The organism is Halopenitus salinus (assembly GCF_055397165.1).
This window is the reverse complement of sequence record NZ_AP043852.1, coordinates 193934-218850: the sequence shown is the minus strand read 5'-3', so window position 1 is coordinate 218850 and position 24917 is coordinate 193934. Positions and strand designations below refer to the sequence as shown.

Here is a 24917-nt window from a genome sequence, read left to right as displayed (position 1 = left end):
CCCCTCGGGAAAACTGTGGAATCGGTGACCGCATAGCGATACCCACCGAAATTACGCAGTGTCGCCATTTGCTGTCCATCAACCGAACTCAATTGAAAGAAGCTCCGAAGCGATCGGGAGCGGTTCAGTCTGCAGGTTGTGCGTCAGTCGCTGGTGTCCCGCTTGGAAGCTCGGGGATGGACAGGTCCACGCGGCGGAGCAGCTGAGCGTTGATGGCGACGATGACCGTACTCAGAGACATCAGGAGCGCGCCCACGGCGGGAGACAGCAGAATCCCGATCGGTGCCAAGACGCCTGCTGCGAGCGGAATCGCGAACACGTTGTAGCCGGCCGCCCAGACGATGTTCTCCTGCATCTTCCGGTAGCTCGCCTTACTGAGTTTCACGAGCCGAACGACGTCCATCGGGTTGTTCTGGACGAGGATGACGTCGGCCGACTGGACGGCGACGTCGGTGCCGCTCCCGATCGCGATACCGACGTCGGCCCGGGTCAGCGCCGGCGCGTCGTTCACACCGTCGCCGACCATCCCCACGAGCTTCCCCTGGTCTTGGAGTTCCTGGACTTTCTCGTCCTTGTCTTCGGGGAGGACCTCCGCGAACACCGTGTCAATGCCCAGTTCGTCGGCGACGGCGTTGGCGACGTCCTGGGAGTCCCCTGTCAGCATTGCCACCTCGATACCCAGATCGTGGAGGGCGTCGACGACGCGGAAACTCTCCTCGCGGATCACGTCGGCCATCGCGAAGGCGGCAATTAGCTCTCCGTCACGAACGAGATACACCACTGTCTGGGCGTTCTGTCCGGCCTCGTCAGCGAAGCGCTGGAGATGGTCGGGGATCTCGCTATCGAGCTGGGTCAACAGGTTCGGGCCGCCAACGTACACCTCGTTTCCGTCGACGTTCGCGCGAACCCCTCGGCCTTTGATCGCCTCGAAGCCGGACGCATCAGGGGCGCTGAGATCGCGCTCGTCGGCGGCCTCGCGGATCGCTCGGGCGATCATGTGTTCGGAGTCACTCTCGACAGCCGCCGCCAGTGCGAGCGCGTCGTCTTCTTCCACGCCCTCGACGGTCGCCATGTCGACGACGCCGTGTTCGCCTTCGGTGAGCGTCCCCGTCTTGTCGAAGATGATGGCGTCCAGGTTCCGCGCCTCCTCCATCGCGATACGGTCCCGGACCAGCATCCCGTTGCGAGCCGCCAATGACGTGTTGATTGCGACCACTAGGGGGATGGCGAGCCCGAGTGCGTGCGGGCAGGCGATGACGAGCACTGTGACGACGCGCTCGATGACCGTTGCGTCGAATGAGACCGCGAGCGTCCACGCGATTGCTGTCACGACTGCCGCCGCGAGGGCGACGTAGAACAGCCAGCCTGCCGCTCTGTCGGCCAGTACCTGTGTCTTGGATTTGCTCTGCTGGGCTTCCTCGACGAGGCGCATGATTCCCGCGAGCGTCGTCTCCTCGCCCGTCGCACCGACGCGCACGCGGAGGCTGCCGTCGCCGTTGATCGTCCCACCGATGACCTCGTCGCCGGGGTCTTTCGAGACCGGTTTCGATTCGCCCGTGATCATGGACTCGTTGACGTCGGAGTCTCCCTCTTCGACGACGCCGTCAGCAGGGACACTCGCACCCGGCCGGACGAGTACGAGGTCGCCCTCGGAGAGTTCACTCACCGGGACCTCCTCAGTGTCGCCGCCGTCGGTAATCCGCTCGGCGGTGTCCGGCATCAGCTTCGCCAGTTCGTCGACCGCACTCGAGGCCCGTCGCACCGACCGCATCTCGATCCAGTGCCCCAGCAGCATAATGTCGATCAGGGTGACGAGTTCCCAGAAGAACGCCGACTGCGTCGGGAAGACCACGCTCGCGAGGCTGTAGACGAACGCGACGGTGATCGCCATCGAGATGAGCGTCATCATCCCCGGCGACCGATCTTTCAGCTCCGGTACCGCCATCTGGAGGAACGGCATCCCACCGTACGCGAAGACGATGACCGCGAAGACGGGGTTGATCCACTCGCTGCCCGGGAACGCGGGGACGGAGAACCCGAGCCACTCCTGCAGCATTTCGCTGTATAGCAGGACTGGGATCGACAGGAGCGTCGAGACGAAGAAGCGCCGGCGGAACATCTGCTCGTGGCCCTTGTGCATCCCGCCATGCCCCTCACCGTGGCCCTCATGGGAACCGTGGTCGTGTCCTTCGCCCTCGTGTCCAGCGTGCTCGTGCTGCTCGTCGAGCACTGTCTCACTCTCCGCAGCAGGGTGTGCCTCTTCTTCCAGTAGGTCCTGTTCTACCCGCTGCTCGTCCGACTCGGCGTCCGATTCATCCTGCTCGCCGTGTTCGTGCTGGTGACTGCTGTCGTCCTGCTGGTGTTCCCCTCCAGGGAGATTCTCATTTGTATCTTTGTGGTCGTCCATAGCCCATATTCTCTGTAGAGGTGGATCCGCTGGCCCCCTGAATCTTCCCCACTGAACTGTACAGCAGGACCAGCGTAGCGAAGCTTCAAAGACAACGGTTGGCCGTTGTCTCGGAGTGGTCCGCGCGATTCTCAGGCGTAAGCGGTGTACCCGGCGTCTTCGACGGCCTCCACGAGAGCTGTGACATTTGCCTCACCATCGACGCTCGCCTGTTCGCTCTCCCTGTCGACGGTCACGTCAGTCACGCCGGATACCTCTTCGAGGGCCTCTTCGACCGTCTGCTCACAGTGACCGCACGTCATGCCTTCCACGATGATCGTCGTCGTCATACAGGGATACACACGGCCTCCTCTCTTTAGCGGATTTCCCCTTCGATCATACTGATATCGTGGGGCTCAAACTTTAGATTCAAAGCGATACCTGCGGCCGTAACGAACTAGACATCGGATGCGCCAGGTGTCAATAGCGAGAAGGCTCAAGTATCGTTGTGACGCTCCCTGTACGTCTTCGCCGCTAAAAAGACATAGAGTGCGCCGATAGCCCGAATGCCCAAGCGGAATCGCTCGTTCCATTCTATCGACTCTGGACGCTCGTACAGGAACGCGGTGGCAAATCTCTGATACAGGTCGGGAAATAAGAGGACTATCGCGCCGAACACGCCGGTAAGATTCATCAGCAACGCGTATGCTCGCCCGTTAAAGAGTGAAAGCGCAGCTATCAGAACACCCTCCGACCGGACTGCTGGACGTATCCACCCTCTCACTGTTCCCTCGTCTGGATTCGAAATCGCGAGTTTCTCGAAGAGCTCGACGATTTCGTCCGGGAACAGCGCTGAGATAGCGCCGAGGACACCGACGAGTGTTCGAATCATACGATATGGTACGACCGATATGGATATAACTCCCACTGCGACGCTACACTATCGAGAACGAGGGGAGTCCGAACAGTAGCGGCTTCGAACCGGGCACGACGCGCAGAGGCCGCTTGTCGAATGGGCGTCCTGAATCCTTATGGATTCGGGGCATACAGGGCGTAGAGGATAGACAGCATCCCGGCTGCGGTGACGAGTGCTGCGACGAATCCTGCTTCGAAGATCGACACCTGGAGGAGTTCGAAGAGGACGCCTACAAGGAGGCCGCCAAGCCCGACCAATGCGAAGCCGGCGGCGACGTACAGGAGTAACTGCGTGTGATGTCGTTGGTACCCGCGATAGGCCTGATATGCGATGACCAGTGCTAACGCGGTCGTGAACAGTTTGCCGATGACGAATAGCGTGTGGTCCATGATTCAGTCTCCCCGCATTTCCTCGAAGATGGTCGTAATCCGGTCGGCGGGGTCAGGCCGGATGTCGATGTTGACGTCGAAGCCCTCCGCCTGCAGGAGGATTTCGATGCGTTCGAGGCGCGCCTCATACTCGCTGTAGTGTCGTCCCCCGGGGTCGACGTGCGTATACTCCTCGAGGAGGCCCTGCTCGACGAGGCGGGTGACACGGCGTGAGACGGTCGGGCGTGACATGTCACATTCCTCGCTGAGTTCCTTCGCAGACAGTCGGTCGGTCTTCGTCGCCACGAGGATGTCGCGAGCGTACTCGTCGTTGAGTGTAGCGAAGATTTCCGACGGGTCGGACTCCTCGGTCACACGTCTCTACTCGCGACAGGAGCGTAATATAGCCCGCCGATTTTCTGACTCAGAACGCCGGCTCGCTACTATATCGTCTCTGCCTCCGTACTGATAGTTGAAGGTGCAATAACTATGTCCACACTTGACTCCGGCATGAACCAGCTCGAGAGCAGAGTCGGCGGCCTGACCGTCGGCGGGAAAGTTCACAGTCTCAGTGCGTGGTTCGTGCTCGCGCTCCGTCTCATGATGGGGTACGCGTTCGCGTACTCTGGGTTCACGAAGATCACCGGCGAGTTCGGCGCTGGCGGCTACCTGTCGAACGTCGCGGCGACCAACGGGAACCCGCTCGCGGGCCTGTTCGCGTGGATGGGCTCGACGCCGTGGTTCGTCGAATTCGCCAACGTCGCTGTCCCGTGGGGCGAGCTGTTCATCGGACTGGGCCTGCTCGTCGGCGCGTTCGTCCGCCTCGCGGCGTTCTTCGGCGCGCTCATGATGCTCATGTTCTACTTCGGCAACTGGGACATGGGCCACGGGTTCATCAACGGGGACTTCGCGTACATGCTCGTGTTCCTCGCGGTCGCCGCGTTCGCCGCGGGCCGCATCCTCGGGCTCGACCAGTACATCGAACAGTACGAGATCGGTGGAGAAGCGCTCGTCGAGCGCTACCCCGCCCTCGAATACATCCTCGGCTAACCACGCCGAACTCTCTTCAGGAGTACAATAATGCAAAATCCAATTCAATCACGCGGGATTCGTTCTCTGGGACTCATCGTCATCGGAGCACTGACGCTAGCCGTCATCATTGGAATGACCCTGACGCATGCTGCTGTTCCAGATACAGTTATGTGGGACTGGCATGACGGGATGTGGAATGATGGTCACATGGCCGGGTGGGGAATATGGAGCTGGGGGATAATGTTGATCGGTTTGCTGTGGATGGCACTTCTAATCGCCCTCCCCGTCTACATCGTCTACTGGCTGACAACGCGGTCGTCATCGGACGGCCCCACCGAGGATAGCGCACTCGCTGTCCTCCAGGAACGGTACGCTCGTGGCGAAATCGACGACGAGGAGTTCGAACGCCGGCGTGCTCGACTCACGCCTGACGGCGGCCGTTACTGACTGTTCTTCCGCTACTCGTCGACTTCCGTCTTCACGACGGTTGCTGGGCGGGTCGTCAATCGCAGGACGCGGTCGGTTACGCTTCTAAGCAAAGCCCGGTATTCTTCCGGTCGGTGTTTCGTCCGAGCACAAGTAGATCCATATCTTCGGCGTCAGCATACTGTACAATCACCTCTGCCAGTCGGCTGGCCTCTGCTACCGCGATTGCGTGAGATTCAGCCTCCTCAAAAGCAACGCCCCGTCAGTTGAGAGCAAAATCTTGTCGTACATCCTCTTTCCCCGGAGAAACTAACTCATAATAACCATCGCTCTTGGATAGTGGCGTAGCTGGTAACACCTTTTGTAACTTCACAAAGTTTGGAGATTATCGTCTCTCAGGGTTGAAGAGTCGAGGGTTTGGCTCTGTTTAAATCCTTCTCTTCAGACTCATACTCGTCCGAAACAGCTGGTCGCTGAAAAGTGCAAACCTAACATTGCTGCATGGATTTCGGCCAGTACTCTACACTTCCATTGTTGAGTAACGAGAATCGAACTCCGACGCAGTTCTCGTCGCCGTCAACGAACTCGGCTATATCGACCTCACGGGTTTCGCCATCCATCATGGTCCGGACGACGTAGTGACCTGGCTCATCGACAGGGTCCTCCACGTTGATGTTTGCAGTATCCGACGTCGCTCCCAACTGGTACGTTTCGGAAAACACCGACTTACCGTCCTCTTCGACGACCACGTCAACTTCGTACTCTTCCTCACGGTCGTTCTGTAACCAAATCCATGCGAGCTGTGGTTGTGGCCGGTTCTCGCCAATTTCGAGACAGCCGCCGAACAGCGAAGTCACACCGAGTAAGAGAAGGGCACGCCGCTTCATGTGGGTGCTATCCCGGTTGGAGTGTCATAGTGATTCGGATACTCAACCGGCTATACACCTATGTATACTACCTATCCTGAACGATTTGCGGGTGATGATTGTAGATCTGAACGACCGAGTCAGCGGTAAGACCGCGTCTGCAATCCGAGTGGTGGTAACTGATTCTCGATCAGTGGAGGGCCGGTCCGTCACTTATCACTGAGATGTGGATACACTAACTGGAGTTCGCCATCCAGCGTGTAGTCACTACTGAGAGTGCCGCCACCCGAGAGTTCGATGGTTGTGTGGATATTGAGGCGTGTAGCCGTTTCTGACCCCGGAATTACGATGAGATTGAGTGTGCTGATGGTTTCGTCTGCGAGGTCGTCTAAATCGGTGATCTCGATGATCGTTCCGAGCGCTTGATCAGGCGTATAGAGTGCTACCGATGGTGGTGGAGAGCTATCCCCTTCCACTGGCGAGACGACGGCGACCTCTGCGGGGGATTCCATTGCTGTTTCGGGCATCCAAACTCTCAGTTTGATCGATTCCACGTTCGTCCCGCCCCGGTGCCATATCTCGGTCGATAGATCGATACGTCCGGATGTCACGCTTCCATCGACACTTAAGTGACCGACCTCCTCGTCGTTCTCTGTGAAAATGAGAGCCTTCCTCCCGCTAGATTCCGTATTTACAGTCGGTTCAGAGAGTGTTTTGCTACCCGAAATTGTACTACATCCTGCTGTTGCGGCGACGCCAGCAGCACATACAGATGCAAGGTACGTCCGTCGGTTCACGTGGGGAAAGAGGTTTCCAGTTCATAATGTCGTGAGGAACGCTCAAACCCGTATTTGGGTCTCGATCGCTCTCACATCTGGATCGATACCTGCATTACCTGTACTGATCGATTGAGGGTACAAAACTATCAAATACTGAGGATTTCAACAGAGCCGGGGATTTCTATGACGACCAGCTGATGCTAAGCTATTTCCTGTTATGAATCGTACTGATTAGCATGGGTACCAGACCAACTGACCTCCGGATGGACATTGGGCGGATTGCTGACGAGTCGGTCGCCCGTGTCACGCCTGACGCCACGGTTGCAGAGATCGCTCACACGATGATCTCCCAATCGCGGTGTGCCAGGTACGTGGTGGTGGCAGAATCCGATCAGATCTCTGGTATCATCACCGATCGAGACCTGATTGCTAACCTGCTCACCGAGGAAAGCGAGTTAAGTGTGCTCACAGCCGAGACGAGTGGAGATGACGTACGAGCTGCTGACGTGATGACGCGTGACCCACTTACTGTGCCAGCAGATGCTGAGATTCCAAAAGTCCTGAGACAAATGAACGAAGCGGGTGCTCGACACGTCCCGGTTGTTGAAGACGGGAGCGTTATCGGGATGATCACTCTGGACGATTTAATTACGCATGTTGCTGGTGAGAGCGCACACGTTTCAGCTCAGATGGATAACGTAGCGGGCATCATCCGAACAGAGTCTACGCACGATTGAAACGCTAATTTGGACTCAAAGTTATTCGTGTTGCTTGTGCTTCCAGAAATAGAGTCAGTGGAGAGAGATTATCGCGTGAGGAGCCGTCTAAGGACGTAGTGGAGGATGCCGCCGTGTTCGATATAGGTCACGGCGGCCGGCGTGCCGACCTGTGCTGTGACCGGGAACTCGACAGTCGATCCGTCCGCACGCTCGGCGATAACGGTCAGTTCGTCCATCACGTCGAGCCCGTCATCGAGGCCCTGGATCGTGAAGGTCTCCGACCCATCCAGACCAAGAGATTCCCACGAGTCGTCATCATCGAACTGCAGGGGGAGCACACCCATGCCGACGAGGTTGTCGCGGTAGATGCGCTCGTAACTCTCGGCGATGGTTGCGCGAACACCGAGTAGGTCCGTTCCTTTCGCCGCCCAGTCCCGGCTAGACCCAGTTCCGAACTCTTCGCCCGCCATCACGACGAGCGGGACTCCCTCCTCGCGGTAGCGCTGGCTGGCTTCGAACACGGTCGTCTGCTCGTCGGTTGGGTGGTGGATCGTATAGCCACCCTCGACATCGTCGAGCATCTCGTTCTCGATGCGGACGTTGGCGAACGTTCCCCGCATCATCACCTCGTGGTTGCCCCGGCGCGCGCCGTATGTGTTGAACTCGTGCGGCTCGACGCCGTGATCGAGCAGCCACTGGCCGGCAGGGAGGTCAGATCCGAAGGGGCCAGCAGGGCTGATGTGGTCGGTCGTAACGGTGTCCCCGAGCGTCAGCAGACAGCGTGCCTCCTCGATATCGGCGACGCCGGGTTTCTCTACCGGGAAGTCCTGGAAGAACGGCGGTTCTCGTATGTATGTCGAGTCGTCGTCCCACTCGTAGACGTCACCAGTGGGCGCGTCGAGAGCAGCCCACCGCTCGTCACCCTCGAACACAGAGGCATACTTCTCCTCGAACATCTCAGGAGAGACGTTCTCGTGGATTGCTGCCTGCACGTCCGCTGCGTCGGGCCAGATGTCCGCCAGATACACCGATTCCCCCTCCTCGTCGGTGCCTAGCGGCTCGTTCTCGAGATCGACGTCCATCCGCCCTGCGAGGCCGTAGGCGACGACGAGCGGCGGGCTCGCGAGGTAGTTCGCGCGGATCTTCGGGTGAATACGCGCCTCGAAGTTCCGATTCCCGGAGAGGACGCTCGTCGTCCAGAGGTCGTGGTCGTCGATCGCTTGATCGATGGGATCAGGAAGTGGTCCGGCGTTCCCGATACAAGTGGTACAGCCGTAGCCGACGACCGCGTACCCGAGCTCTTCGAGATACGGAAGCAGGCCCGATTCCTCGAGGTACTGCGTGACGACACGACTGCCGGGTGCGAGACTCGTCTTGACGTACGGCGGGACATCTAAACCTTTCTCGACGGCGTTCTGGGCAAGCAGACCAGCAGCGATCATCACCGACGGGTTCGAAGTGTTCGTACAGCTCGTGATGGCGCTGACGAGGACGTCTCCGTGTCCAATTTCCACTGTCTCACCGTCGAGGTCGACCTCGACGCGTTTGGTTAACGGGTGCAGTTCCGATTCGGGTTCGACCTGAACACCGCCGTCGGTCTCCGCACCAGCTGCACCACCTTCGCCGAGCCACCGCTGTAGGGCGTCTTCGTCGACATCATCGAGGTCGTCTTCGAACTCCCCGTGGAGAAGTCCCCGGAAGCTCTGTTTCACGTCCCCCATCGGAATCCGGTCCTGTGGCCGCTTGTGTCCGGCGAGACTCGGCTCAACAGTCGAAAGATCGAACTCGACGACCTCGGTGTATTCCGGTTCCTGTTCTCCGAATAGCCCTTGCGCTTCGAGGTACTCGCGAACAAGGTCGATGTGGGCGGGGTCACGCCCGGTGAGTTCGAGATACTCGAGCGTCTGCTCGTCGACCGGGAACATACTGATCGTCGAGCCCTGTTCGGGCGCCATATTGGCGATCGTGGCCCGGTCGGGGACTGTGAGATTCTCCACACCAGGACCGAAGAACTCGACGAACCGGTCGACGACGCCGACCTCGCGGAGCCGTTCGGTGATGTGGAGCACGAGATCCGTCGCCGTCGCGCCCTCGGGTAATTCGCCTTCGAGGCGGACGCCGACGACCTCGGGAAGTTTCATCGTGACCGGCTGACCAAGCATTGCCGCTTCCGCTTCAATGCCGCCGACGCCCCAGCCGACCACACCGATGCCACCGATCATTGGGGTGTGGCTGTCCGTGCCGACGAGTGTGTCCGGCAGGAGCCATTTCTCACCGTCTCGCTCGCGGGCGTGGACGATCCGGCCCAGATGCTCGAGATTCACCTGGTGCACGATGCCGGTCCCCGGCGGGACGACGTTGAAGTTCTCGAAGGCGTTCTGCGCCCACTTGATCGCGCGATACCGTTCGGCGTTGCGCTCGTACTCCAGTTCGACGTTCTTCTCGTAGGCGTCCTCGGAGTCGAAGTAGTCGACTTGGACGCTGTGGTCGATTACGAGATCAATAGGGATCTCTGGTTCGACCAGGGTCGGGTCCCGATCTTTGCGGTCGACTTCGGATCGAAGGGCCGCCAGGTCGACAACTGCGGGCACGCCAGTGAGATCCTGTAGGACGACTCGTGATGGAGAGAACGGAACCTCTGCGTCCGGTACGTCTGGCTTCCAGCCAGCAGCATTCTTGACATCCGCTGCAGTAACAGTTTCGCCGTCGGCGTTCCGGAGCACCGACTCAAGCAGAATACGGATGCTCACAGGGAGCGTGTCGAGGTCACAGAGCCCCTGCTCTTCGAGTGCTCGAAGATCGGCCATCTTGTACGTCGTCCCGTCGACGTCGAGCTCGCGGACGGCATCGAACGGAAGTGTATCAGTCATAGTATCTACACCTGGGATTGGCAGTCGTATCAATCCCTCTCCGAATCCGATTCGACGAGAATCGGGATTTGTTACGCAGAGGCATCGTATCCAGCGTCTTCGACCACAGTCACAAGCTCATCCCGTTCAGCGGACCCCTCGACCGTCGCGGATTCTGAGTCACGATCCGCAGTAGCGGACGTAACCCCCTCAACTTCTTCGAGTGCCTCTTCGACGGTCTGCTCGCAATGTTCACAGGTCATTCCTTCGACGGTGATTGTCTGAGTCATATCCATTCGTAGATAGGGGCGAGTATTCTATGTGGTTTTCTGCTTAGAATCCAATGTTGTCGCAGCCCTAGATCACCGATTTCGAAGGTGTGTTGTGGGCAACAATAATGTATCCTGCGAGACGAAGCGGTCGTATGCGCAATTTGGATGAAACCGACTTAGAAATCCTCTCGTTACTCGCTGATGACGCCCGCCGCCCGTTCAGCGATATTGGCGAGGAGGTCGACTTGTCGGGGCCAGCCGTTTCTGACCGGGTAAAGCGATTACAGGAAGCTGGCATCATTAACAACTTCACGATTGACGTCAACCGGGCTCATCTCCGAGCTGGTGTACCGGTATTTATTCAGGCCGAAATCGGCTCAGCGTCGTTGGAGGCCGCCCGCGAGCGGGCTCGAGAGTCAGATGGCGTTGAACACGTCTTCACGACCTCCGAAGGAGATCTTTGGTTCTATGCCCGTGTTGAAGCCCAGAACGTACGTCAGTGGGTAGATGGACTCTTTAACGAGATCGATGTAGCAGATTACACCGTCACACTAATTGACGAGCTTGAATGGACGCCGTCCGTTGATGGCGTCGAATTTGCACTCACCTGTGATGAATGTAACAATACCGTTGATAATCAAGGTGAAACGACGAGAATCGACGGAGAGATCTATCACTTCTGTTGTCCGTCCTGTCTCACACGGTTCGACGATCGGTATCAGCGACTCGAAGAGGGAGCGTAACGCCGTCTTTGGAATCCAAATTTTCCTGCAGTCGAAACCCCGCCTCTCGAAGCAGTAAATCGCCTAAACCTAGACCCCGTATAGTAGAACAAGCATGACAAGCCAAACAATCCATCTTGATATCACGGGAATGTCCTGCGCCAACTGTTCGGCGACGATCCAGGACACTCTCGAATCGCTCGACGGGGTATCGGAGGCGGATGCGAACTTCGCCACCGACGAGGGTTCCGTCACCTACGACCCTGAAGAGGTATCGCTCAAAGAAATCTACGACGCGATCGACGAGGCCGGGTACGGCGCAGTCTCTGAGACGGTAACGATTGCCATCTCCGATATGACCTGTGCCAACTGCGCCGAGACCAACCAAACCGCTCTTGAAAATATTCCGGGCGTCGTTAATGCGGAGGTCAATTACGCAACCGACGAAGCACAGGTCACCTACAATCCTGCGGAAGTATCTATTGGTGCGCTGTACGATGCTATCGAGGAGGCTGGCTACTCGCCCGTCCGCGAAGATGGTGCCGACGAAGAGTCGGGCCAGGACGCACGAGATGCCGCCCGTCAAGCCGAAACTCGGAAACAACTCAGGTTGACCCTCTTTGGGGCAGTGTTATCGGCACCGTTGCTCTTCTTCCTCATCGACAATTATCTGCTCGGTGGCGCGATCGTCCCTGAAGCCGTCTTCGGTGTGGAACTTGGCTGGGTTGAGTTCCTCCTCGCCACGCCGGTACAGGCGATCCTCGGCTGGCCGTTCTATAAGAACTCGTACAAGGCGATCGTGAAGAACGGCCGCGCCAATATGGACGTGCTGATTGCGATCGGTTCAACAACGGCCTATCTATACTCTGTGGCAGTCCTTGCTGAACTCATTGCAGGTGGACTTTATTTCGACACGGCAGCCCTCATCCTCGTGTTCATCACGTTGGGTAACTATCTCGAAGCTCGGTCGAAGGGCCAAGCGGGTGAGGCCCTCCGAAAGCTCCTCGAAATGGAAGCCGAAACGGCGACCATTGTCCGCGAGGACGGCAGTGAAGAAGAAGTTCCACTCGAAGAGGTCACAACTGGTGACCGGATGAAAATTCGTCCAGGTGAGAAGATTCCCACAGACGGTGTCGTTGTCGACGGTCAGTCTGCCGTCGACGAGTCAATGGTCACTGGCGAATCTGTGCCTGTCGAGAAAGAGGAGGGCGATGAGGTCGTCGGCTCGACGATTAACGAGAACGGCGTCCTTGTCGTGGAGGCGACGAAGGTTGGAGAAGACACGGCCCTCCAACAGATCGTCCAGACAGTCAAGGAGGCCCAGTCGCGCCAGCCCGACATCCAGAATCTCGCCGACCGCATCTCCGCGTACTTCGTGCCTGCGGTCATCGCGAACGCCCTTCTCTGGGGTGTCGTCTGGTTCCTGTTCCCCGAGGCTCTCGCTGGCTTCGTCGACTGGCTCCCGCTGTGGGGTCAGGTTGCTGGCGGCCCGGCCCCGGTCGGTGGGACCGTTTCAGTCTTCGAGTTCGCGATAATTGTCTTCGCGTCCTCGATCCTCATCGCCTGTCCCTGTGCGCTGGGGCTGGCGACGCCCGCAGCGACGATGGTCGGGACGACGATTGGTGCCCAGAACGGCGTCCTGTTCAAGGGCGGTGACATCCTCGAACGCGCAAAAGACGTCGACACGGTCGTCTTCGACAAGACGGGCACCCTCACGGAGGGTGAAATGGAACTCACCGACGTGGTCGTCTTTGATAGCGATGGAAATGTGGTGACTGACGGTGGCGAGCCGACCCCAGATGGTGGACAGCTCAGCACCCGTGAGCGCCTCTCAGAGGATGATGTGCTTCGACTGGCGGCGATAGCTGAAAGCGGCAGCGAACACCCGCTCGCCCGTGCAATCGTCGAAGGGGCCGAAGAACGCGGCCTGGACGTGACTGAGCCTGACGACTTCGAGAACGTTCCGGGCCACGGGATCAAAGCAGTCATTGGTGACAGCGAGGTGCTGGTCGGCAACCGCAAGCTGCTGCGGGACAACGGGATCGACCCCTCTCCCGCTGAGGAGACGATGGAACGCCTCGAGAACGAGGGGAAGACGGCGATGCTGGTCGCCTACGAGGGGGAGCTCGTGGGTGTGGTCGCCGACGCCGACACAGTGAAGGAAAGCTCCAAGCAGGCTGTCACAGCACTCCAAGAGCGGGGAGTTGACGTGATGATGATTACGGGCGACAACGAGCGAACTGCCCGTGCGGTCGCTAAACAGGTGGGTATCGACCCGAAGAACGTCCGCGCAGGAGTCCTTCCTGAGGACAAGTCCAACGCGGTCGACAGTATTCAAGACGAGGGCCGGCAGGCGATGATGGTCGGTGACGGCGTCAACGACGCTCCGGCACTCGCGGTCGCACACGTCGGGACAGCAATCGGCTCCGGCACCGACGTCGCCATCGAAGCTGCAGACGTCACGCTGATGCGAGACGACCCGCTCGACGTGGTAAAGGCGATCCGAATCTCAGACGCGACACTCCAGAAGATCAAACAGAACCTCGTGTGGGCGCTCGGTTACAACACGGCGATGATTCCGTTAGCGTCGCTCGGCCTCCTCCAGCCCGTGCTCGCTGCAGCAGCAATGGCGTTCTCGTCGGTGTCGGTGCTGACGAACAGTCTCCTGTTCCGGCGGTACACCCCCGATCACGACTACAAGCTCTTCGGATTTCTTCGCTAACCGTCACCTCTAGATCAATGTCGAATATTTCCCGGCACACGGTTCGAAGGTACCTCGTCGAGACAGCCAGTAGCGAACCGACATACCTCCGGGCTCGCGAGATTGCCAGCGACCTCGACGGATCTCCCAAGGCAGTCGCGCAGTATCTCAGCCAGCTCCAGGACGAACTCACAATCGTTTCACTCGAACAGTGGGGGCGCTCGAAAAGCACGACGTGGCGATTGGAGGTGAACGGGTCGTGAGTACTGTCACCCGCCGCGTCGAGACTGTCCTTCCGGAGACCGGCTCACGCGAGTGGTGGGCGCTGTACCTGCTGGCCCCGCTCGTCCTCCTCGGTGGGGGCATCCTCGTGTTTCCGACGTTGGTCTACGACCGGTTCATCTGGCAGTATCTCTGGGGACCAGTCGTCGCCGATGCGGCCGGTCAGCCAGTCACGCACGAGGGGGTTCGTGCTGTCCAGGGCTACAACGCGGTGAACACGGTAATCTACCTCGCGGCAGTCGTATACAGCCTCCCCGGACTACGTGCGTATCTCGACCAACTCGACGTCACGTTCGACGCACGACTGGCCTACGGGTTCGCTCCGATCATCATCGCAGGTGGGGCGATGCGCGCCCTCGAGGATCTCGGGCTGCTCGGGGACTACGCGGTGTGGTTCATCACGCCATCGATTTACATCGTCGTCACCGCTGTCACCATCCTCGCGCTCGGTGTCGGTGCACTCTTGCGTGACCAAAATATCGGATCTATCCCGCTAACAGTCGGGCTCGTCGGGTCGGTGTGGGCTGTCGGGGCCGTCTGGTGGGCTGTTTGGCACGGCCTCTCGACATCGACCCCACTCCGCCTATGGGTTCCTGTCGCGACGACGGGGATAGCGCTCGGCGTAACCGCACTCTACTACTGGGGCGCGAGTTTCGTCAATATCACACACCTTCGACACCCGCTAATTCTGCTGGCCGTTTTCGGCCAGTTGTGGGACGCTGCGCAGAATCTCATCGGTGTGACGTTCCTCGGCTACTCCCCAAAGCTGGTCGTGACGAATCTCGTGTACCAGGCGACTGGATTCTCCGGATCGACGTTCGTGCTGAAACTCGTCGTGACTGTCGGCATCGTGTGGTATCTCGCCGATGCGAAAGAGGAGATGAATCACACGTGGTGGTGGCTTATGACGTTCTTCATCGGAGCGATCGGACTCCCGATGGGCGTTCGTGGGTCACTTCGGATGCTGTTGGGAGCTTAACGATGGCCTCAAAGATTGGCAAAAACCGATGACACGAACGTCCAAAATTGCGGTAATAGGTGGAGGGATGGCCGGGCTTGCAGCAGCTGCTGGATTCGACGACGCTGGATTCGTCGTCGAACTATATGAGCGGCAGTCCTACGATAGCAAACGCGTTAATTGCGGAGAAGCGATGACAGCGGTATCGAAGATCCCACTCGAGCCGACTGTAGAGAACGGCTTTCTCAATCCGCTGCCAGCGATGGAAGTGGAGGTGTATGACGGAATCGACGCCGATCGCCACCGCACTGGAGCCGGCACCTTTCCTGCTGCGGATACATATATAACGGACCGAAATGTCGTTGAGCAGTCCTGGGCAGAACAACTCTCAGAGAAGGGTGTTGACATCCACGAAAACCAGTCTATCACACGGACAGATTTCCACGAGTTCACCGATGAGTATGATCTCGTCGTTGATGCAACCGGTCAGCCATCACTCTCTAGTAAAGCGCTCGGAACAACCAACGAGTATTCAGGATATATGGTAGCGCTTAACAGTGATGTCGAAGGGGACTTCACCGAGTTGTACCCGAACAGCCGGATAATTCTGGAGAACTATACAGGGTACTCGTGGGCATTCCCGAAGACATCGCAACGAGCCAACGTTGGTATCGGCTGGACGGTCAGTGACCGGCCTAATGATTATATGAAGGCATTGAGGGAAGCCTGTGAGCGGAATGGGTGGCCAGTCCCGTCGCAGGAACGGACGAACGTCGCAATCATTCCCGAGGGACCAAGCCTTGATCCCGACAGAACCCATCTACCGGAGCATTCAGTCGTACGAGTGGGTGATGCTGCAGGTATAGCAAACCGACTCACCGGAAAGGGGATCTCACAGGCCGTTGAATCGGGATTCTTGGCCGCAGAGCTGGCTAACAGAAGCCAATTACGCAATTATCCTGATAGATTATATCAGAGGATGAAAACGGAGTACATTTTCGCCACAGTTGTGAGATACTTTCTTGAAACTCGTAATCCCAAGGTTCTGGGAGCAGCAATTCGTGCCGCTGCCGGGATCGATATTGAAGACGTTGACCGGTCTCCGAGTGCAGTTCTACTGCGTCTCCTCCGCCACCCTGTTTTATTTGCCCGTATTTTCTCGAGACGACGAGTTTTAAACCGTGTCTATGGAGGAATGACTAACCAGTGGGAGTTAATTGATTGATATCCACTCGAGTTAAATTCTCGGCTCTGTTGAAATCCTTAGAGGATGATAGCTTCGGTGCCCGCTGCGGTCAGTACAGGTTGGACAGATATCGGAGTCGGCTCTCTCTTTCCCGATGTTGTTCTATCTATCCTGCTGAGACTGGAGAATTCGGTATTACTCGCTACTGGTTCGTTGTTCCACGTACTCGCGCGTCTCTCCGTGCAACACGTATTCCACCTGCTGAAGCTCGTCGATCGACCCCGAGCCGGTGACGAACATCGCTGTCCGCAGCTCGGCGATCAGGTCCTTGACTCGTTCGATGACAGCGTCTGGCCCGTCTGTAGCTGGTTTCAGGAACGGTTTCGCCAACCCGCCGGCGTGGGCACCCAGGGCAATCGCTTTTGCCACGTCCAATCCCGTTCGTACACCACCACTCGCAATTACGCAGTCGTGTTCGGCAACACACTCGATCGTGCTTGCAGCGGTTGGGATGCCCCATTCTCGGAACAGGGTGCCGATTCGTTGCTGTCGCGGCGCGTTCGCGGCTGCTGCGCGATAGGCCTCGATCCCGGACCAAGTCGTCCCACCTTTTCCAGCGACGTCAATCGCGTCAACGCCTGCCGCAGTCAGCTCTCGGGCAGTCTCCCCGGAAATTCCGTTGCCCGTTTCCTTGACGATAATCGGCACCGAGAGTGCCTCGGACACTCGTTCAACCGCAGCTACACAGTTCCGCCCATCGACATCGCCTTCAGGTTGAGTGGCTTCCTGGAGGAAGTTCAGGTGGACCGCGAGCGCGTCGGCGTTAATCATCTTGACTGCCTGCTCGACCATCTCGATGTCGTACTCTCGAAGCTGTGCAGCGCCGAGGTTCCCGTAGATGAACGCATCGGGTGCAGCATCGCGGACGACCGTGTACGATTCAAGGACGCGTTCGTCGTCGAGTTCGAGGCCTGCTCGCTGGCTACCGAGACCCATGGCGATACCGGTCTCGCTGGCGGCCCGGGCCAGCGCCCGATTAATCTCCGTCGTGTTCTGGTGCCCGCCAGTCATGCTCTCGATGAAGATTGGGGCAGATAGGTCGTGACCCAGAAAGTCGATGGAGGGGTCGATCGCGTCGTAATCGAGTTCCGGAAGCGCGTTATGGATGAGTCGGACGTCGTCAAAGCCCGTCCCTGTCGTTTCGACGTCCCGCTCCTGAACGATTTGAAGGTGGTCGTCTTTTCGGTCTTCAGTCTCCGAGGAGTCCTGCGCCGTCATTAGTCGAGTTTGTACAAGAGATGGGAAAACAATACTGTTGTATCGACTCGCCCCCATTCTAACTATTCTTGAAATGATAATATCCTGGGGTCGCTCTGTGTCTGTATCCAGCATTGCGCTGCTATACGACATAAATGACAGAGGTACCAGTGATAAGTTCGCAGGCCTCCTGAGCAGGCAATTCACCATTAACAGCTCTGAGATCAACCTCCTTGTGAACGGTTCTATGACATCTTCGGTGGAGAGTACCACTGCGAATTGTCCCTACCATGGTCAATAAGCTCGTCGGGAAAGATCAGTAGAGAGAACAACAAGACCGACGGTTCTCTTCAGATAATTAATTCGAGATCGAGAAAGGGAGTAGCGACGATGCACAGCAATACGAGGATCGCCGCGGAACGGAGTACGCCTACCGCCTGTAGCTGGGTCTCTGGGAGGGACTCGGCGATTCCGGACAGCGCAGTTCCGACGACCATAAATAGTAACCACCGGGTTTCGCCAGCGTCGCCGACGCTCCAAGCGTACACGAACATGCACAAGAAGGTAAGCGACACGCCGAACTGAAAGAGTGCCATACGACGGCCTTGTGGCTCGTTGAACAGCACCTCGCTGATATAGGGGACCATAAGCGACGCGTTCCTGTTTCCGGTACAAAATAATGCCGCAACGCGATCCCAGTAGAACATCCTCTCCCGTGCTACACGATTCCTCTGCGGGAGACGGTAGGTGACATACTGCGAAATGCGTACGTGTAGTGAGGCCGCGATTCACGCTACAATGTATCTGGAGAAGAGGATTTCAACAGAGCCAAATTCTCAGAATCTGTTAGCTACTGAGAGGATCGGTAAGTACAAAGGATTAGATCAGTAGATGAATTCAGTCCCTCAAACAGAATTTTCCGAAATCCAGAAATCGGTGGGCTCAGCTTCATCGGTGCTCCTGCTTACATGCCCCAGCACACAATCAGTGCGTTGAGGGTGACCGAATTCCTTCTTGAGGATCATCCAACTCACCTCTGACACCCGCGTTCCTGCAATGAGCCCCGACTCTTAGAGATCACGAACCACCACCAATCTTTTTACCACTTCTGATAAACTCAGTCGTGAGGTGAAGTATGCCATGTCAACACAATCCATTCGAACGAGATTTCTCGGAACTGAGACGTCGTTCTCGGTCTCAGGAGCCTGGTTGTCGTATTGGATCCTGCTGCTTCGGCTGACCGCCGGGTGGTGGATGCTCCACGCCGGCCTTGACAAGATCTGGGCGTGGCCCTTCGACGCCAGCTGGTTCGTCGGCGGAGCCGCTCAGGGCACGATTCTCGCCCCCTTCGTCACGCCGTTCAGCGACGGCATCCTGTTGGCGTTCGTCAACGTGGCGGTACCGCTTGGGCAAACCGCCATCGGTTTCGGGCTGATACTCGGTGTCCTCACGAGGACCGCCGCCTTCTTTGGTGCCTTCATGATGCTGTTCTTCTACTTCATCAACGGCTACGGTGGCGGCTGGGCCAACGGTATGGTCACGGGTGAACTACTTGGGATCATGGTCTTCGGAACCATTGTGGCACTCGGAGCGGGCGGCGTCCTGGCAGTCGATAACCGCCTGCGTGAGATGGAACTGTTCGAGAACACGCGATTACGGAAACTCCTCGGGTGACTACCAATGAGTGACTTATCAACGGCAGACCAAATCGCCATGTACGTCGGCGGTGGCTTGGTTGTCTTGGGCGTCGTCGTGATCGGCCTGCTCGACATGCTACTGGGAGCCGGGCACCCAGTCGATAGCGAGGGAGCAATCGAACACGCTGCAGTGGTCCCCATCGACATTAGGGCGGGCATCATCCTGCTCGGCTTGGTGATTTGGGGACTCGTCGCCGTTTACAAGTTTGCCGCAGGGTCGGCACCGTCGGGATCGACTACGGGCCAAACCCCATCCGGCATGGACGACTAGTTCAACAACTCAGTCTACGGCTCTCTCGTTGGTGTGGGCTACTGGATATCTTCTCCTCGTAGCCGTGCTCGCAATTGGTGTTTACTACCGAGCCACACAGGCGAGTTGATCACAAGAGAAATCAGTCATAAATGGAACAAAACAAGTCACGGGATCGTTCTGAAATCAAAGGTATCGGTGAGGGCGGTATTCTCTAATCCCCGAATCACTTGACCCCGGTGAGTTCACCCTCTCACGGTGGCAATCAGTTGGAGATGTCCTCATCAGTAGCATCTAATCGCTCACGGCGACGTCTATACTCCTCCTCGTCAATTTCGCCCCTGGCATAGCGGTTCTGGAGCGTTTTTCTGGCTGAGTCGTCGGTAGTCGATTGAGGAGATTTTTGGTTTCCAAGCCAGTAGAGCCCGCCACCGAGAACGCCCAGCATTCCGAGTACGCCACCAACAGCTGGTAGCCCTCCAACTCCACCTCCGTTGCGGCCACTCATCATTCCAGAACCACCTCGTCCCATCATTCCACCACCAGTATTCCCGCTTCCATCGCTGCTTGAGCCGTAGGCGACTGTACCCTGGTCAACAATCGCCTCACTCGATGGGACCTCTCCATCCGGGATTGAATCCTCCTCTGCCGGTCCGCCAGGACTGCCAACTACGATCCGTCCGACCATCCCAATCGACTTGTGCGGGATGCAGTAGTAATCATACGTCCCTGGCGTTTCGAACGTATATTCGAAGCTCCCGTCTGAGATCGTCCCACTATCGAAGGCGGAAGCGCCCTCCGGAATACGATCTGCGTACGCCGTAGCGGAATGTGCCCCCGCTGCGAGTTCAACTGAAGCGGTAGCGCGGAGTCCCCTTCCTCAAGGAGCGACCGAAGGGAGCGAGTAGGGAGGGGAGGAGCGCGTTCGTATCTGTCACAAACACCAGCTTATAAATAGCCACTCATACACATTGAAACTGTGGCAGACGACTACGTGCGTCGGACGGCAATCACTCGTCTCTCGGTAGACGCTGAGCAACGCGAGTTGCTTGAGGAAACCATCTCCGAGTGGAAGCGTGGGTGCCAACTCGCCACGGACATGGCGTGGGGGAAGTGTAACGCCAAGAGCGACGTACAACCCCTCGCCTACGACGACGTGCGCGAGGAAACCGACCTCGGTAGTCAGCACGCGATTCTCGCCACCCACCAAGCCGCCCAAGCCATCACTGGCTGTCTCGAACGCCGCTCGAACGGCAAGCAGGTCAGCAAGCCCACGTTCACCGCACCCACGGTAACGTACGACACTCGAACGATGACGCTGTTCGATGACGATACAGTGTCACTCTCCACGACGGAGAGTCGCGTCCGATGTGAACTTGCCCTCCCTGAAGCCGAGGATGGCTACCAACGGCAGTACCTCGACGCCGACCACTGGAGCGTCACGGAAAGCACACTCACCGCTCGTGACGGCGACTACTTTTTGCACATCGGCTTCCGCCGACCCAAGACCGACACTGAGCGAGACACCGCCGAGGACGGAACGGTTCTCGGGGTCGACCTCGGTATTGAAAACCTCGCCGTCACCAGCACAGCACGATTCATCAATGGGCGCGAACTCTCACACAACCTCCGCGAGTTCGAGAAAGTCCGTGCGGGACTCCAACAGACAGGCACGCGAAGCGCCCACAGAACGCTCGAACAATCAAGTGGACGCGAACTACGATACGTTCGTGACGTGGTTCACCAAGCGTCGAACGCGATTGTGGATGAAGCACTTCGATACGAGTGCGACGTGATCGCGTTCGAGGACTTGACCGACATCCGCGACCGAACGGATGCGTCGTGGGGGCACAAGTGGGCGTTCCGAACGCTGTACGAGCAAGTGGAGTACAAAGCCGAAGCAGTCGGCATCTCTGTGAAGCAAGTGGGGTCGGCGTACACGTCGCAACGGTGCGCCGAGTGTGGATTCACGGCAGACGAGAATCGCCAAACTCGCACGGACTTCCGGTGTGTGAAGTGCGAATCGGAAGCGAATGCGGATTACAATGCGGCGAAGAACATCGGGATGCGGTATGTCCGTCGAGGCCAACAGTCGCCTCGGCGGACGGGCGACAGTCAACTCGCCCTAAAGTCTGGAACGGTGACGCCAAGTGGCGGATTCACCGCCCACCCGGACGGGTTTGAGGCTGAGTTCACGGACAAGCCCCTCCCTCAACGAGCGAACCCGTCAGGGTGAGCGAAGTAGGGTGGGGTTGTTGACATTGAACGGTTGTCCCGGGATCAACACGTAGGCCGATTGGGTCGAAGTAATTGTTTCCCATCTCCACGATGGGCGTCTCCTGTGCGTTCGCTGACTGAGCAAAGCCGGTGCTGGCGACTGCGCTGGCACCGACAATGCCTAAGAATTGACGTCGGCTGTGATGTGTCATGTTGTCTGGATCATTCTTCGGTGGGTAGCTACGCGCGATACTGGTGCGAAGACTTCGGACGTGACTCACTCCGAACTTGTCGTTTGTTCCCATTACTACTCATAACCATATGCTGAATCGAGCACACCATTTCGATGTAACGGAACGATGCTGCCGAACGGTTGGTTTCGATACCCTCGAGTCGATCCGCAGGTGTTCAAACGGGTGAAACGCGGTTTGGGTAGTGGTCACTCTGATTGTTCGAGCTTTTCTCGTCGGGCTTCGAACTCTTCGTCCGTGAGATCGCCACGAGCGTACGCCAGACGTAACTCTTCCATCGCGGGATTATGAGACGTCTGTGTCTCGCTCATCCGCCGGAAGATGAGATATCCACCGCCCAGAAGCGCAAGGAGGAAGATGACCGGGACGAGCATCCCGATGAGGGGCCACCAACCACCTGTGGTACCGTACTGGCCCATCATTCCTCCGTATCCCATCATCCCACCGAACCCCATACCCATTGTGAGCAAGGGAAGGAGGATGAACGCTCCGAGGACGATGAGCAGTATCGTCGTCGTATCCAGTTGATCCGATGATGCCATCAGAGATCAGGCCTCCGATGCGGATCCGAACTCGTCAGTTACGGCTGCCAGTACGCGGTCGAATCGTTCGCTGACCTCGGTCGCGACGGAGTCAAGCGCGTCGTTATCAGCGATCCCGACTAACTGTTCCGGGTCGACCGCACTCACCACGATGACGCCGTCATCGTTCTCGTAGACGATGACGTTACAGGGCAAGAGCGCACCGAGTTCAGTTTCTACACTCAACCCTTCGTATGCCAGCGGAGGATTGCACGCACCGAGGATGCGATACTGGCGGAACTCCTCACCGAGTTTCTCCTTGAGCGTCGCCTGAATGTCGATGTCACAGAGAACACCGAATCCCTCGTCTTTGAGCGCGGCATTCGTTGCGTCGACGACATCGTCGAACTCTCCATCAATCTTGGTTTGTATTGTGTAACTCATGTAATACTGTATCCTGTTTACGCACTTAAGCGTTCGGTCCCGTCGCCCCAACTGGCAGACGAGAATTTTTTCTCGACGATGCTCCTTCTATTTCGGTCATGGGCACTACTCGAGTTGCTTTCGTCGACGTTCGAACTCTTCATCGGAGAGTTCACCGCGAGCGTAACGCTCACGAAGAACCGAAAGCGGCCGACTATCACTCCTCTCAGAATCTCTGTTGAGGAGTGAGTAGACGAGATAGAGCGGGACGACGATTAGGAGCCCCATCCAAAGGAAGCTCCAGAGGCCCATTCCACCGCTGAAGACCCCCCAACCGCCGCTACCCATCATACCGCCGCCGTAGCCTCCACCACCGTGAGCCGCTGCGGTGCCCGTTGCTACAATCAACAGCGGAACCGCTAGTATTGCGATTCGACGAGTCGTCCGCCCGAGAGTGTTGGTGTAGTGTGTCATTGTGATCGTTGAGTCAGTAAGTCGAATATCTATCGTGTCAGACGAGGATCCGAACAGGGATCGTTAGCAGCCGTACCCCTGTCCGTTCATCCCCGTCGCGGTGTGATTGTCGTCCGCCATATCTTGGGCCATCTCGTCGACGGTCACGCCCATGTGCGCTTCCATCTCGTCAACGGCATTCGGGCCCATGTAGTCGGTCATGTGACCTTCCATCCAGGCCGCCCAGTCTGCTGCACTACCATCGGCTGGCGTCCCTTCAGCTGCCGTCTCGTTCCCCTGGATCGGTTCGTCACCGTGTGCGCTAACTACCGGGGCGGCAAACGCGAGTCCGACAATCGCGAGCACCACGAGCAGCCATCGTCCGAGGTTTCGGTTGGTCATTGTTTTTCGCCTCAAGTAGTCATACGGTGGGTTCGGAGTTATCTTCGTGGGAGTGAACTCAAACAGGAGAGCGTTCAAGAACGTCTATAACGCCATCTAAACGTTTTCTACTGACGGGATCGTTCATACCTGCCGAATTCGAAAGGATCAGAGGAATGGTGAGAGCAAAGGGGATCCGTCGAGACTGTTCACCTCATTGCGGCGATCCAGACAATAACCACGGTTCAGGCGGCGAGGGAGGCTCGGGTATTGCTGACCACGAACGAGATGGATCAGTTCCCTCGGAACTGGTGATACTGCCTCGTGAGTGCCTGACGATGGTAGAGGATTCCAATTGTCATGAGGAACAGAACGGTCGCAATTTCGTAGCCATACGCACCAAGCAATAACATCGTTGAAGAACCACTCAGTCCGCCTGCAAGTAGTACGGCAAACAACGGGCTAACGCAGGCAGGGCACGCCACAATCCCGACTATTCCTCCGACTGCCGACTGCGAGAAATCAAGCAATGCATCATAGACGAGATACGCCAGCGCGAACAGGCCAACCGCTTGGTAAGGAATGAGCGAGACCGTGATCAGGTCACCTGTATAGACGAAGACCGGACTCCATCCCAAAGATCGACCCCACGTTATTCCGAAGCCGCTTGGTCCAGTGAGTTGCCCGAAATGAGAGGTGCTCGGTCCAAGTAATCCTGAAAAATAAAACATCACGATGAGATATAGAGCAACGACAAGTGCGGCACCAATACGATACACTCGACGTTTCGTTACAGGTCGAGTGTGCCAGATCACCCAGACTGAGGCGGTGAACCAAATAAATGGAAGGACGAAATGGGTCCACCGGCTCCCCATATCTCCTGTGAAATATGCGTACACCAACCCGGCGATCAACTGTGCGGCGAGGAGGAGATTGAGCCACGTGCTTGACTTGAGAACCCGGCTAATGCGATCAGTTTCGAGTGTTGCTTGTGACATGATGGGT

28 protein-coding genes and 2 pseudogenes are annotated in these 24917 nt (G+C 57.7%); 11 read left to right on the top strand and 19 right to left on the bottom strand.

The window, feature by feature from the left end; translation table 11 throughout:
• Positions 1-124: 124 nt before the first annotated feature.
• From ACZ5YD_RS01070 to ACZ5YD_RS01050, 5 genes are all read right to left on the bottom strand, one after another.
• A complete protein-coding gene (locus ACZ5YD_RS01070; protein ID WP_379739249.1) occupies positions 125-2407 on the bottom strand; it encodes a copper-translocating P-type ATPase in 2283 nt (760 codons plus the stop codon).
• Positions 2408-2538: 131 nt separating this feature from the next.
• Entirely contained in the window at positions 2539-2736 is a 198-nt protein-coding gene (locus tag ACZ5YD_RS01065) for a heavy-metal-associated domain-containing protein (RefSeq protein ID WP_004594582.1), read from the bottom strand.
• Positions 2737-2882: 146 nt separating this feature from the next.
• On the bottom strand, positions 2883-3278 hold the full coding sequence (locus ACZ5YD_RS01060; protein WP_004594583.1) for a hypothetical protein: 396 nt from the start codon (positions 3276-3278) through the stop codon (positions 2883-2885).
• Positions 3279-3415: 137 nt separating this feature from the next.
• A complete protein-coding gene (locus ACZ5YD_RS01055) occupies positions 3416-3691 on the bottom strand; it encodes a DUF7521 family protein (RefSeq protein ID WP_379739254.1) in 276 nt (91 codons plus the stop codon).
• 3 nt (positions 3692-3694) lie between these two features.
• A complete protein-coding gene (locus ACZ5YD_RS01050) occupies positions 3695-4045 on the bottom strand; it encodes an ArsR/SmtB family transcription factor (RefSeq protein ID WP_004594585.1) in 351 nt (116 codons plus the stop codon).
• A 114-nt stretch (positions 4046-4159) separates the two neighbouring features.
• Between ACZ5YD_RS01050 and ACZ5YD_RS01045 the strand changes: the two genes are divergently transcribed.
• Entirely contained in the window at positions 4160-4720 is a 561-nt protein-coding gene (locus ACZ5YD_RS01045; protein WP_004594586.1) for a DoxX family protein, read from the top strand.
• Positions 4721-4750: 30 nt separating this feature from the next.
• On the top strand, positions 4751-5149 hold the full coding sequence (locus tag ACZ5YD_RS01040) for an SHOCT domain-containing protein (protein WP_049909614.1): 399 nt from the start codon (positions 4751-4753) through the stop codon (positions 5147-5149).
• Positions 5150-5160: 11 nt separating this feature from the next.
• Here ACZ5YD_RS01040 and ACZ5YD_RS01035 read toward each other — a convergent pair.
• From ACZ5YD_RS01035 to ACZ5YD_RS01025, 3 genes and pseudogenes are all read right to left on the bottom strand, one after another.
• Positions 5161-5333: pseudogene (locus ACZ5YD_RS01035) on the bottom strand (universal stress protein); the annotation flags it as partial.
• Between the two features lie 283 nt (positions 5334-5616).
• The gene (locus tag ACZ5YD_RS01030) at positions 5617-6015 is read right to left on the bottom strand and encodes a hypothetical protein (RefSeq protein WP_004594588.1); all 399 of its coding nucleotides are present in this window, start codon (positions 6013-6015) and stop codon (positions 5617-5619) included.
• Positions 6016-6203: 188 nt separating this feature from the next.
• The gene (locus ACZ5YD_RS01025; protein WP_204365967.1) at positions 6204-6791 is read right to left on the bottom strand and encodes a hypothetical protein; all 588 of its coding nucleotides are present in this window, start codon (positions 6789-6791) and stop codon (positions 6204-6206) included.
• Positions 6792-7009: 218 nt separating this feature from the next.
• Between ACZ5YD_RS01025 and ACZ5YD_RS01020 the strand changes: the two genes are divergently transcribed.
• Positions 7010-7510, top strand: a complete 501-nt coding sequence (locus ACZ5YD_RS01020) for a CBS domain-containing protein (RefSeq protein ID WP_379739260.1) — start codon at positions 7010-7012, stop codon at positions 7508-7510.
• A gap of 68 nt (positions 7511-7578) precedes the next feature.
• On the opposite strand, the gene acnA is transcribed toward ACZ5YD_RS01020, so the two are convergent.
• On the bottom strand, positions 7579-10362 hold the full coding sequence (gene acnA, locus ACZ5YD_RS01015; RefSeq protein ID WP_379739263.1) for an aconitate hydratase AcnA: 2784 nt from the start codon (positions 10360-10362) through the stop codon (positions 7579-7581).
• A gap of 71 nt (positions 10363-10433) precedes the next feature.
• A complete protein-coding gene (locus tag ACZ5YD_RS01010; protein WP_049938510.1) occupies positions 10434-10631 on the bottom strand; it encodes a heavy-metal-associated domain-containing protein in 198 nt (65 codons plus the stop codon).
• A 134-nt stretch (positions 10632-10765) separates the two neighbouring features.
• Between ACZ5YD_RS01010 and ACZ5YD_RS01005 the strand changes: the two genes are divergently transcribed.
• The 5 genes from ACZ5YD_RS01005 (at position 10766) to ACZ5YD_RS00985 (ending at position 16501) form a co-directional block, all read left to right on the top strand.
• Positions 10766-11356, top strand: coding sequence for an AsnC family transcriptional regulator (locus tag ACZ5YD_RS01005; protein WP_148416538.1), 591 nt, complete (start codon positions 10766-10768; stop codon positions 11354-11356).
• A gap of 94 nt (positions 11357-11450) precedes the next feature.
• Positions 11451-14057, top strand: coding sequence for a heavy metal translocating P-type ATPase (locus tag ACZ5YD_RS01000; RefSeq protein ID WP_004594598.1), 2607 nt, complete (start codon positions 11451-11453; stop codon positions 14055-14057).
• Positions 14058-14074: 17 nt separating this feature from the next.
• Positions 14075-14299, top strand: coding sequence for a DUF7123 family protein (locus ACZ5YD_RS00995; RefSeq protein ID WP_004594599.1), 225 nt, complete (start codon positions 14075-14077; stop codon positions 14297-14299).
• A complete protein-coding gene (locus ACZ5YD_RS00990) occupies positions 14296-15297 on the top strand; it encodes a DUF63 family protein (protein ID WP_004594600.1) in 1002 nt (333 codons plus the stop codon). Before ACZ5YD_RS00995 ends, ACZ5YD_RS00990 begins: the two co-directional genes overlap by 4 nt.
• 67 nt (positions 15298-15364) lie before the next feature.
• Positions 15365-16501, top strand: a complete 1137-nt coding sequence (locus ACZ5YD_RS00985; RefSeq protein ID WP_379739269.1) for an NAD(P)/FAD-dependent oxidoreductase — start codon at positions 15365-15367, stop codon at positions 16499-16501.
• Positions 16502-16657: 156 nt separating this feature from the next.
• Here the strand turns inward: ACZ5YD_RS00985 and fni are convergent, their stop codons facing one another.
• Both fni and ACZ5YD_RS00975 read right to left on the bottom strand, forming a co-directional pair.
• Positions 16658-17740 carry a type 2 isopentenyl-diphosphate Delta-isomerase gene (gene fni, locus ACZ5YD_RS00980; protein WP_049986204.1) on the bottom strand — a complete coding sequence of 361 codons (1083 nt, stop codon included), beginning with the start codon at positions 17738-17740 and terminating at the stop codon, positions 16658-16660.
• 329 nt (positions 17741-18069) lie between these two features.
• Positions 18070-18366, bottom strand: coding sequence for a hypothetical protein (locus tag ACZ5YD_RS00975; protein ID WP_049986203.1), 297 nt, complete (start codon positions 18364-18366; stop codon positions 18070-18072).
• A 493-nt stretch (positions 18367-18859) separates the two neighbouring features.
• Between ACZ5YD_RS00975 and ACZ5YD_RS00970 the strand changes: the two genes are divergently transcribed.
• Together ACZ5YD_RS00970 and ACZ5YD_RS00965 are read left to right on the top strand one after the other, a co-directional pair.
• The gene (locus ACZ5YD_RS00970; RefSeq protein WP_049986202.1) at positions 18860-19393 is read left to right on the top strand and encodes a DoxX family protein; all 534 of its coding nucleotides are present in this window, start codon (positions 18860-18862) and stop codon (positions 19391-19393) included.
• 6 nt (positions 19394-19399) lie between these two features.
• Positions 19400-19687, top strand: a complete 288-nt coding sequence (locus ACZ5YD_RS00965; RefSeq protein WP_004594603.1) for a hypothetical protein — start codon at positions 19400-19402, stop codon at positions 19685-19687.
• Between the two features lie 244 nt (positions 19688-19931).
• On the opposite strand, the gene ACZ5YD_RS00960 is transcribed toward ACZ5YD_RS00965, so the two are convergent.
• On the bottom strand, positions 19932-20174 hold the full coding sequence (locus tag ACZ5YD_RS00960; RefSeq protein ID WP_271968267.1) for an SHOCT domain-containing protein: 243 nt from the start codon (positions 20172-20174) through the stop codon (positions 19932-19934).
• A gap of 219 nt (positions 20175-20393) precedes the next feature.
• A pseudogene (locus ACZ5YD_RS00955) lies at positions 20394-20471 on the bottom strand (plastocyanin/azurin family copper-binding protein); the annotation flags it as partial.
• 174 nt (positions 20472-20645) lie between these two features.
• Here ACZ5YD_RS00955 and ACZ5YD_RS00950 point away from each other — a divergent pair.
• Positions 20646-21902, top strand: a complete 1257-nt coding sequence (locus ACZ5YD_RS00950) for an RNA-guided endonuclease InsQ/TnpB family protein (RefSeq protein ID WP_123624177.1) — start codon at positions 20646-20648, stop codon at positions 21900-21902.
• Between the two features lie 420 nt (positions 21903-22322).
• On the opposite strand, the gene ACZ5YD_RS00945 is transcribed toward ACZ5YD_RS00950, so the two are convergent.
• The 5 genes from ACZ5YD_RS00945 to ACZ5YD_RS00925 form a co-directional block, all read right to left on the bottom strand.
• Positions 22323-22676, bottom strand: a complete 354-nt coding sequence (locus ACZ5YD_RS00945) for an SHOCT domain-containing protein (RefSeq protein WP_049983674.1) — start codon at positions 22674-22676, stop codon at positions 22323-22325.
• A 6-nt stretch (positions 22677-22682) separates the two neighbouring features.
• Entirely contained in the window at positions 22683-23099 is a 417-nt protein-coding gene (locus tag ACZ5YD_RS00940) for a DUF302 domain-containing protein (protein WP_004048654.1), read from the bottom strand.
• A 105-nt stretch (positions 23100-23204) separates the two neighbouring features.
• On the bottom strand, positions 23205-23552 hold the full coding sequence (locus tag ACZ5YD_RS00935) for an SHOCT domain-containing protein (RefSeq protein WP_049986201.1): 348 nt from the start codon (positions 23550-23552) through the stop codon (positions 23205-23207).
• A 63-nt stretch (positions 23553-23615) separates the two neighbouring features.
• The gene (locus ACZ5YD_RS00930) at positions 23616-23933 is read right to left on the bottom strand and encodes a hypothetical protein (protein ID WP_004048656.1); all 318 of its coding nucleotides are present in this window, start codon (positions 23931-23933) and stop codon (positions 23616-23618) included.
• A gap of 272 nt (positions 23934-24205) precedes the next feature.
• Positions 24206-24910, bottom strand: coding sequence for a DUF7546 family protein (locus ACZ5YD_RS00925; RefSeq protein ID WP_123624180.1), 705 nt, complete (start codon positions 24908-24910; stop codon positions 24206-24208).
• Positions 24911-24917 lie beyond the last annotated feature (7 nt).

What these genes read in the sequence shown, in the direction of transcription:
- ACZ5YD_RS00995 (WP_004594599.1), top strand. Translation starts at nt 14,075, where the DNA reads ATGTCGAATATTTCCCGGCACACGGTTCGAAGGTACCTCGTCGAGACA.
- ACZ5YD_RS00960 (WP_271968267.1), bottom strand. Translation starts at nt 20,174, where the DNA reads ATGAGTGGCCGCAACGGAGGTGGAGTTGGAGGGCTACCAGCTGTTGGT.
- ACZ5YD_RS01055 (WP_379739254.1), bottom strand. Translation starts at nt 3,691, where the DNA reads ATGGACCACACGCTATTCGTCATCGGCAAACTGTTCACGACCGCGTTA.
- ACZ5YD_RS01010 (WP_049938510.1), bottom strand. Translation starts at nt 10,631, where the DNA reads ATGACTCAGACAATCACCGTCGAAGGAATGACCTGTGAACATTGCGAG.
- fni (WP_049986204.1), bottom strand. Translation starts at nt 17,740, where the DNA reads ATGACGGCGCAGGACTCCTCGGAGACTGAAGACCGAAAAGACGACCAC.
- ACZ5YD_RS01045 (WP_004594586.1), top strand. Translation starts at nt 4,160, where the DNA reads ATGTCCACACTTGACTCCGGCATGAACCAGCTCGAGAGCAGAGTCGGC.
- ACZ5YD_RS00925 (WP_123624180.1), bottom strand. Translation starts at nt 24,910, where the DNA reads ATGTCACAAGCAACACTCGAAACTGATCGCATTAGCCGGGTTCTCAAG.
- ACZ5YD_RS01065 (WP_004594582.1), bottom strand. Translation starts at nt 2,736, where the DNA reads ATGACGACGACGATCATCGTGGAAGGCATGACGTGCGGTCACTGTGAG.
- ACZ5YD_RS01020 (WP_379739260.1), top strand. Translation starts at nt 7,010, where the DNA reads ATGGGTACCAGACCAACTGACCTCCGGATGGACATTGGGCGGATTGCT.
- ACZ5YD_RS01000 (WP_004594598.1), top strand. Translation starts at nt 11,451, where the DNA reads ATGACAAGCCAAACAATCCATCTTGATATCACGGGAATGTCCTGCGCC.
- ACZ5YD_RS01070 (WP_379739249.1), bottom strand. Translation starts at nt 2,407, where the DNA reads ATGGACGACCACAAAGATACAAATGAGAATCTCCCTGGAGGGGAACAC.
- ACZ5YD_RS00985 (WP_379739269.1), top strand. Translation starts at nt 15,365, where the DNA reads ATGGCCGGGCTTGCAGCAGCTGCTGGATTCGACGACGCTGGATTCGTC.
- ACZ5YD_RS00945 (WP_049983674.1), bottom strand. Translation starts at nt 22,676, where the DNA reads ATGGCATCATCGGATCAACTGGATACGACGACGATACTGCTCATCGTC.
- ACZ5YD_RS00940 (WP_004048654.1), bottom strand. Translation starts at nt 23,099, where the DNA reads ATGAGTTACACAATACAAACCAAGATTGATGGAGAGTTCGACGATGTC.
- ACZ5YD_RS01060 (WP_004594583.1), bottom strand. Translation starts at nt 3,278, where the DNA reads ATGATTCGAACACTCGTCGGTGTCCTCGGCGCTATCTCAGCGCTGTTC.
- ACZ5YD_RS01030 (WP_004594588.1), bottom strand. Translation starts at nt 6,015, where the DNA reads ATGAAGCGGCGTGCCCTTCTCTTACTCGGTGTGACTTCGCTGTTCGGC.
- ACZ5YD_RS00970 (WP_049986202.1), top strand. Translation starts at nt 18,860, where the DNA reads ATGTCAACACAATCCATTCGAACGAGATTTCTCGGAACTGAGACGTCG.
- ACZ5YD_RS00975 (WP_049986203.1), bottom strand. Translation starts at nt 18,366, where the DNA reads ATGGTCCCCTATATCAGCGAGGTGCTGTTCAACGAGCCACAAGGCCGT.
- ACZ5YD_RS00930 (WP_004048656.1), bottom strand. Translation starts at nt 23,933, where the DNA reads ATGACCAACCGAAACCTCGGACGATGGCTGCTCGTGGTGCTCGCGATT.
- acnA (WP_379739263.1), bottom strand. Translation starts at nt 10,362, where the DNA reads ATGACTGATACACTTCCGTTCGATGCCGTCCGCGAGCTCGACGTCGAC.
- ACZ5YD_RS00935 (WP_049986201.1), bottom strand. Translation starts at nt 23,552, where the DNA reads ATGACACACTACACCAACACTCTCGGGCGGACGACTCGTCGAATCGCA.
- ACZ5YD_RS01040 (WP_049909614.1), top strand. Translation starts at nt 4,751, where the DNA reads ATGCAAAATCCAATTCAATCACGCGGGATTCGTTCTCTGGGACTCATC.
- ACZ5YD_RS01005 (WP_148416538.1), top strand. Translation starts at nt 10,766, where the DNA reads ATGCGCAATTTGGATGAAACCGACTTAGAAATCCTCTCGTTACTCGCT.
- ACZ5YD_RS00965 (WP_004594603.1), top strand. Translation starts at nt 19,400, where the DNA reads ATGAGTGACTTATCAACGGCAGACCAAATCGCCATGTACGTCGGCGGT.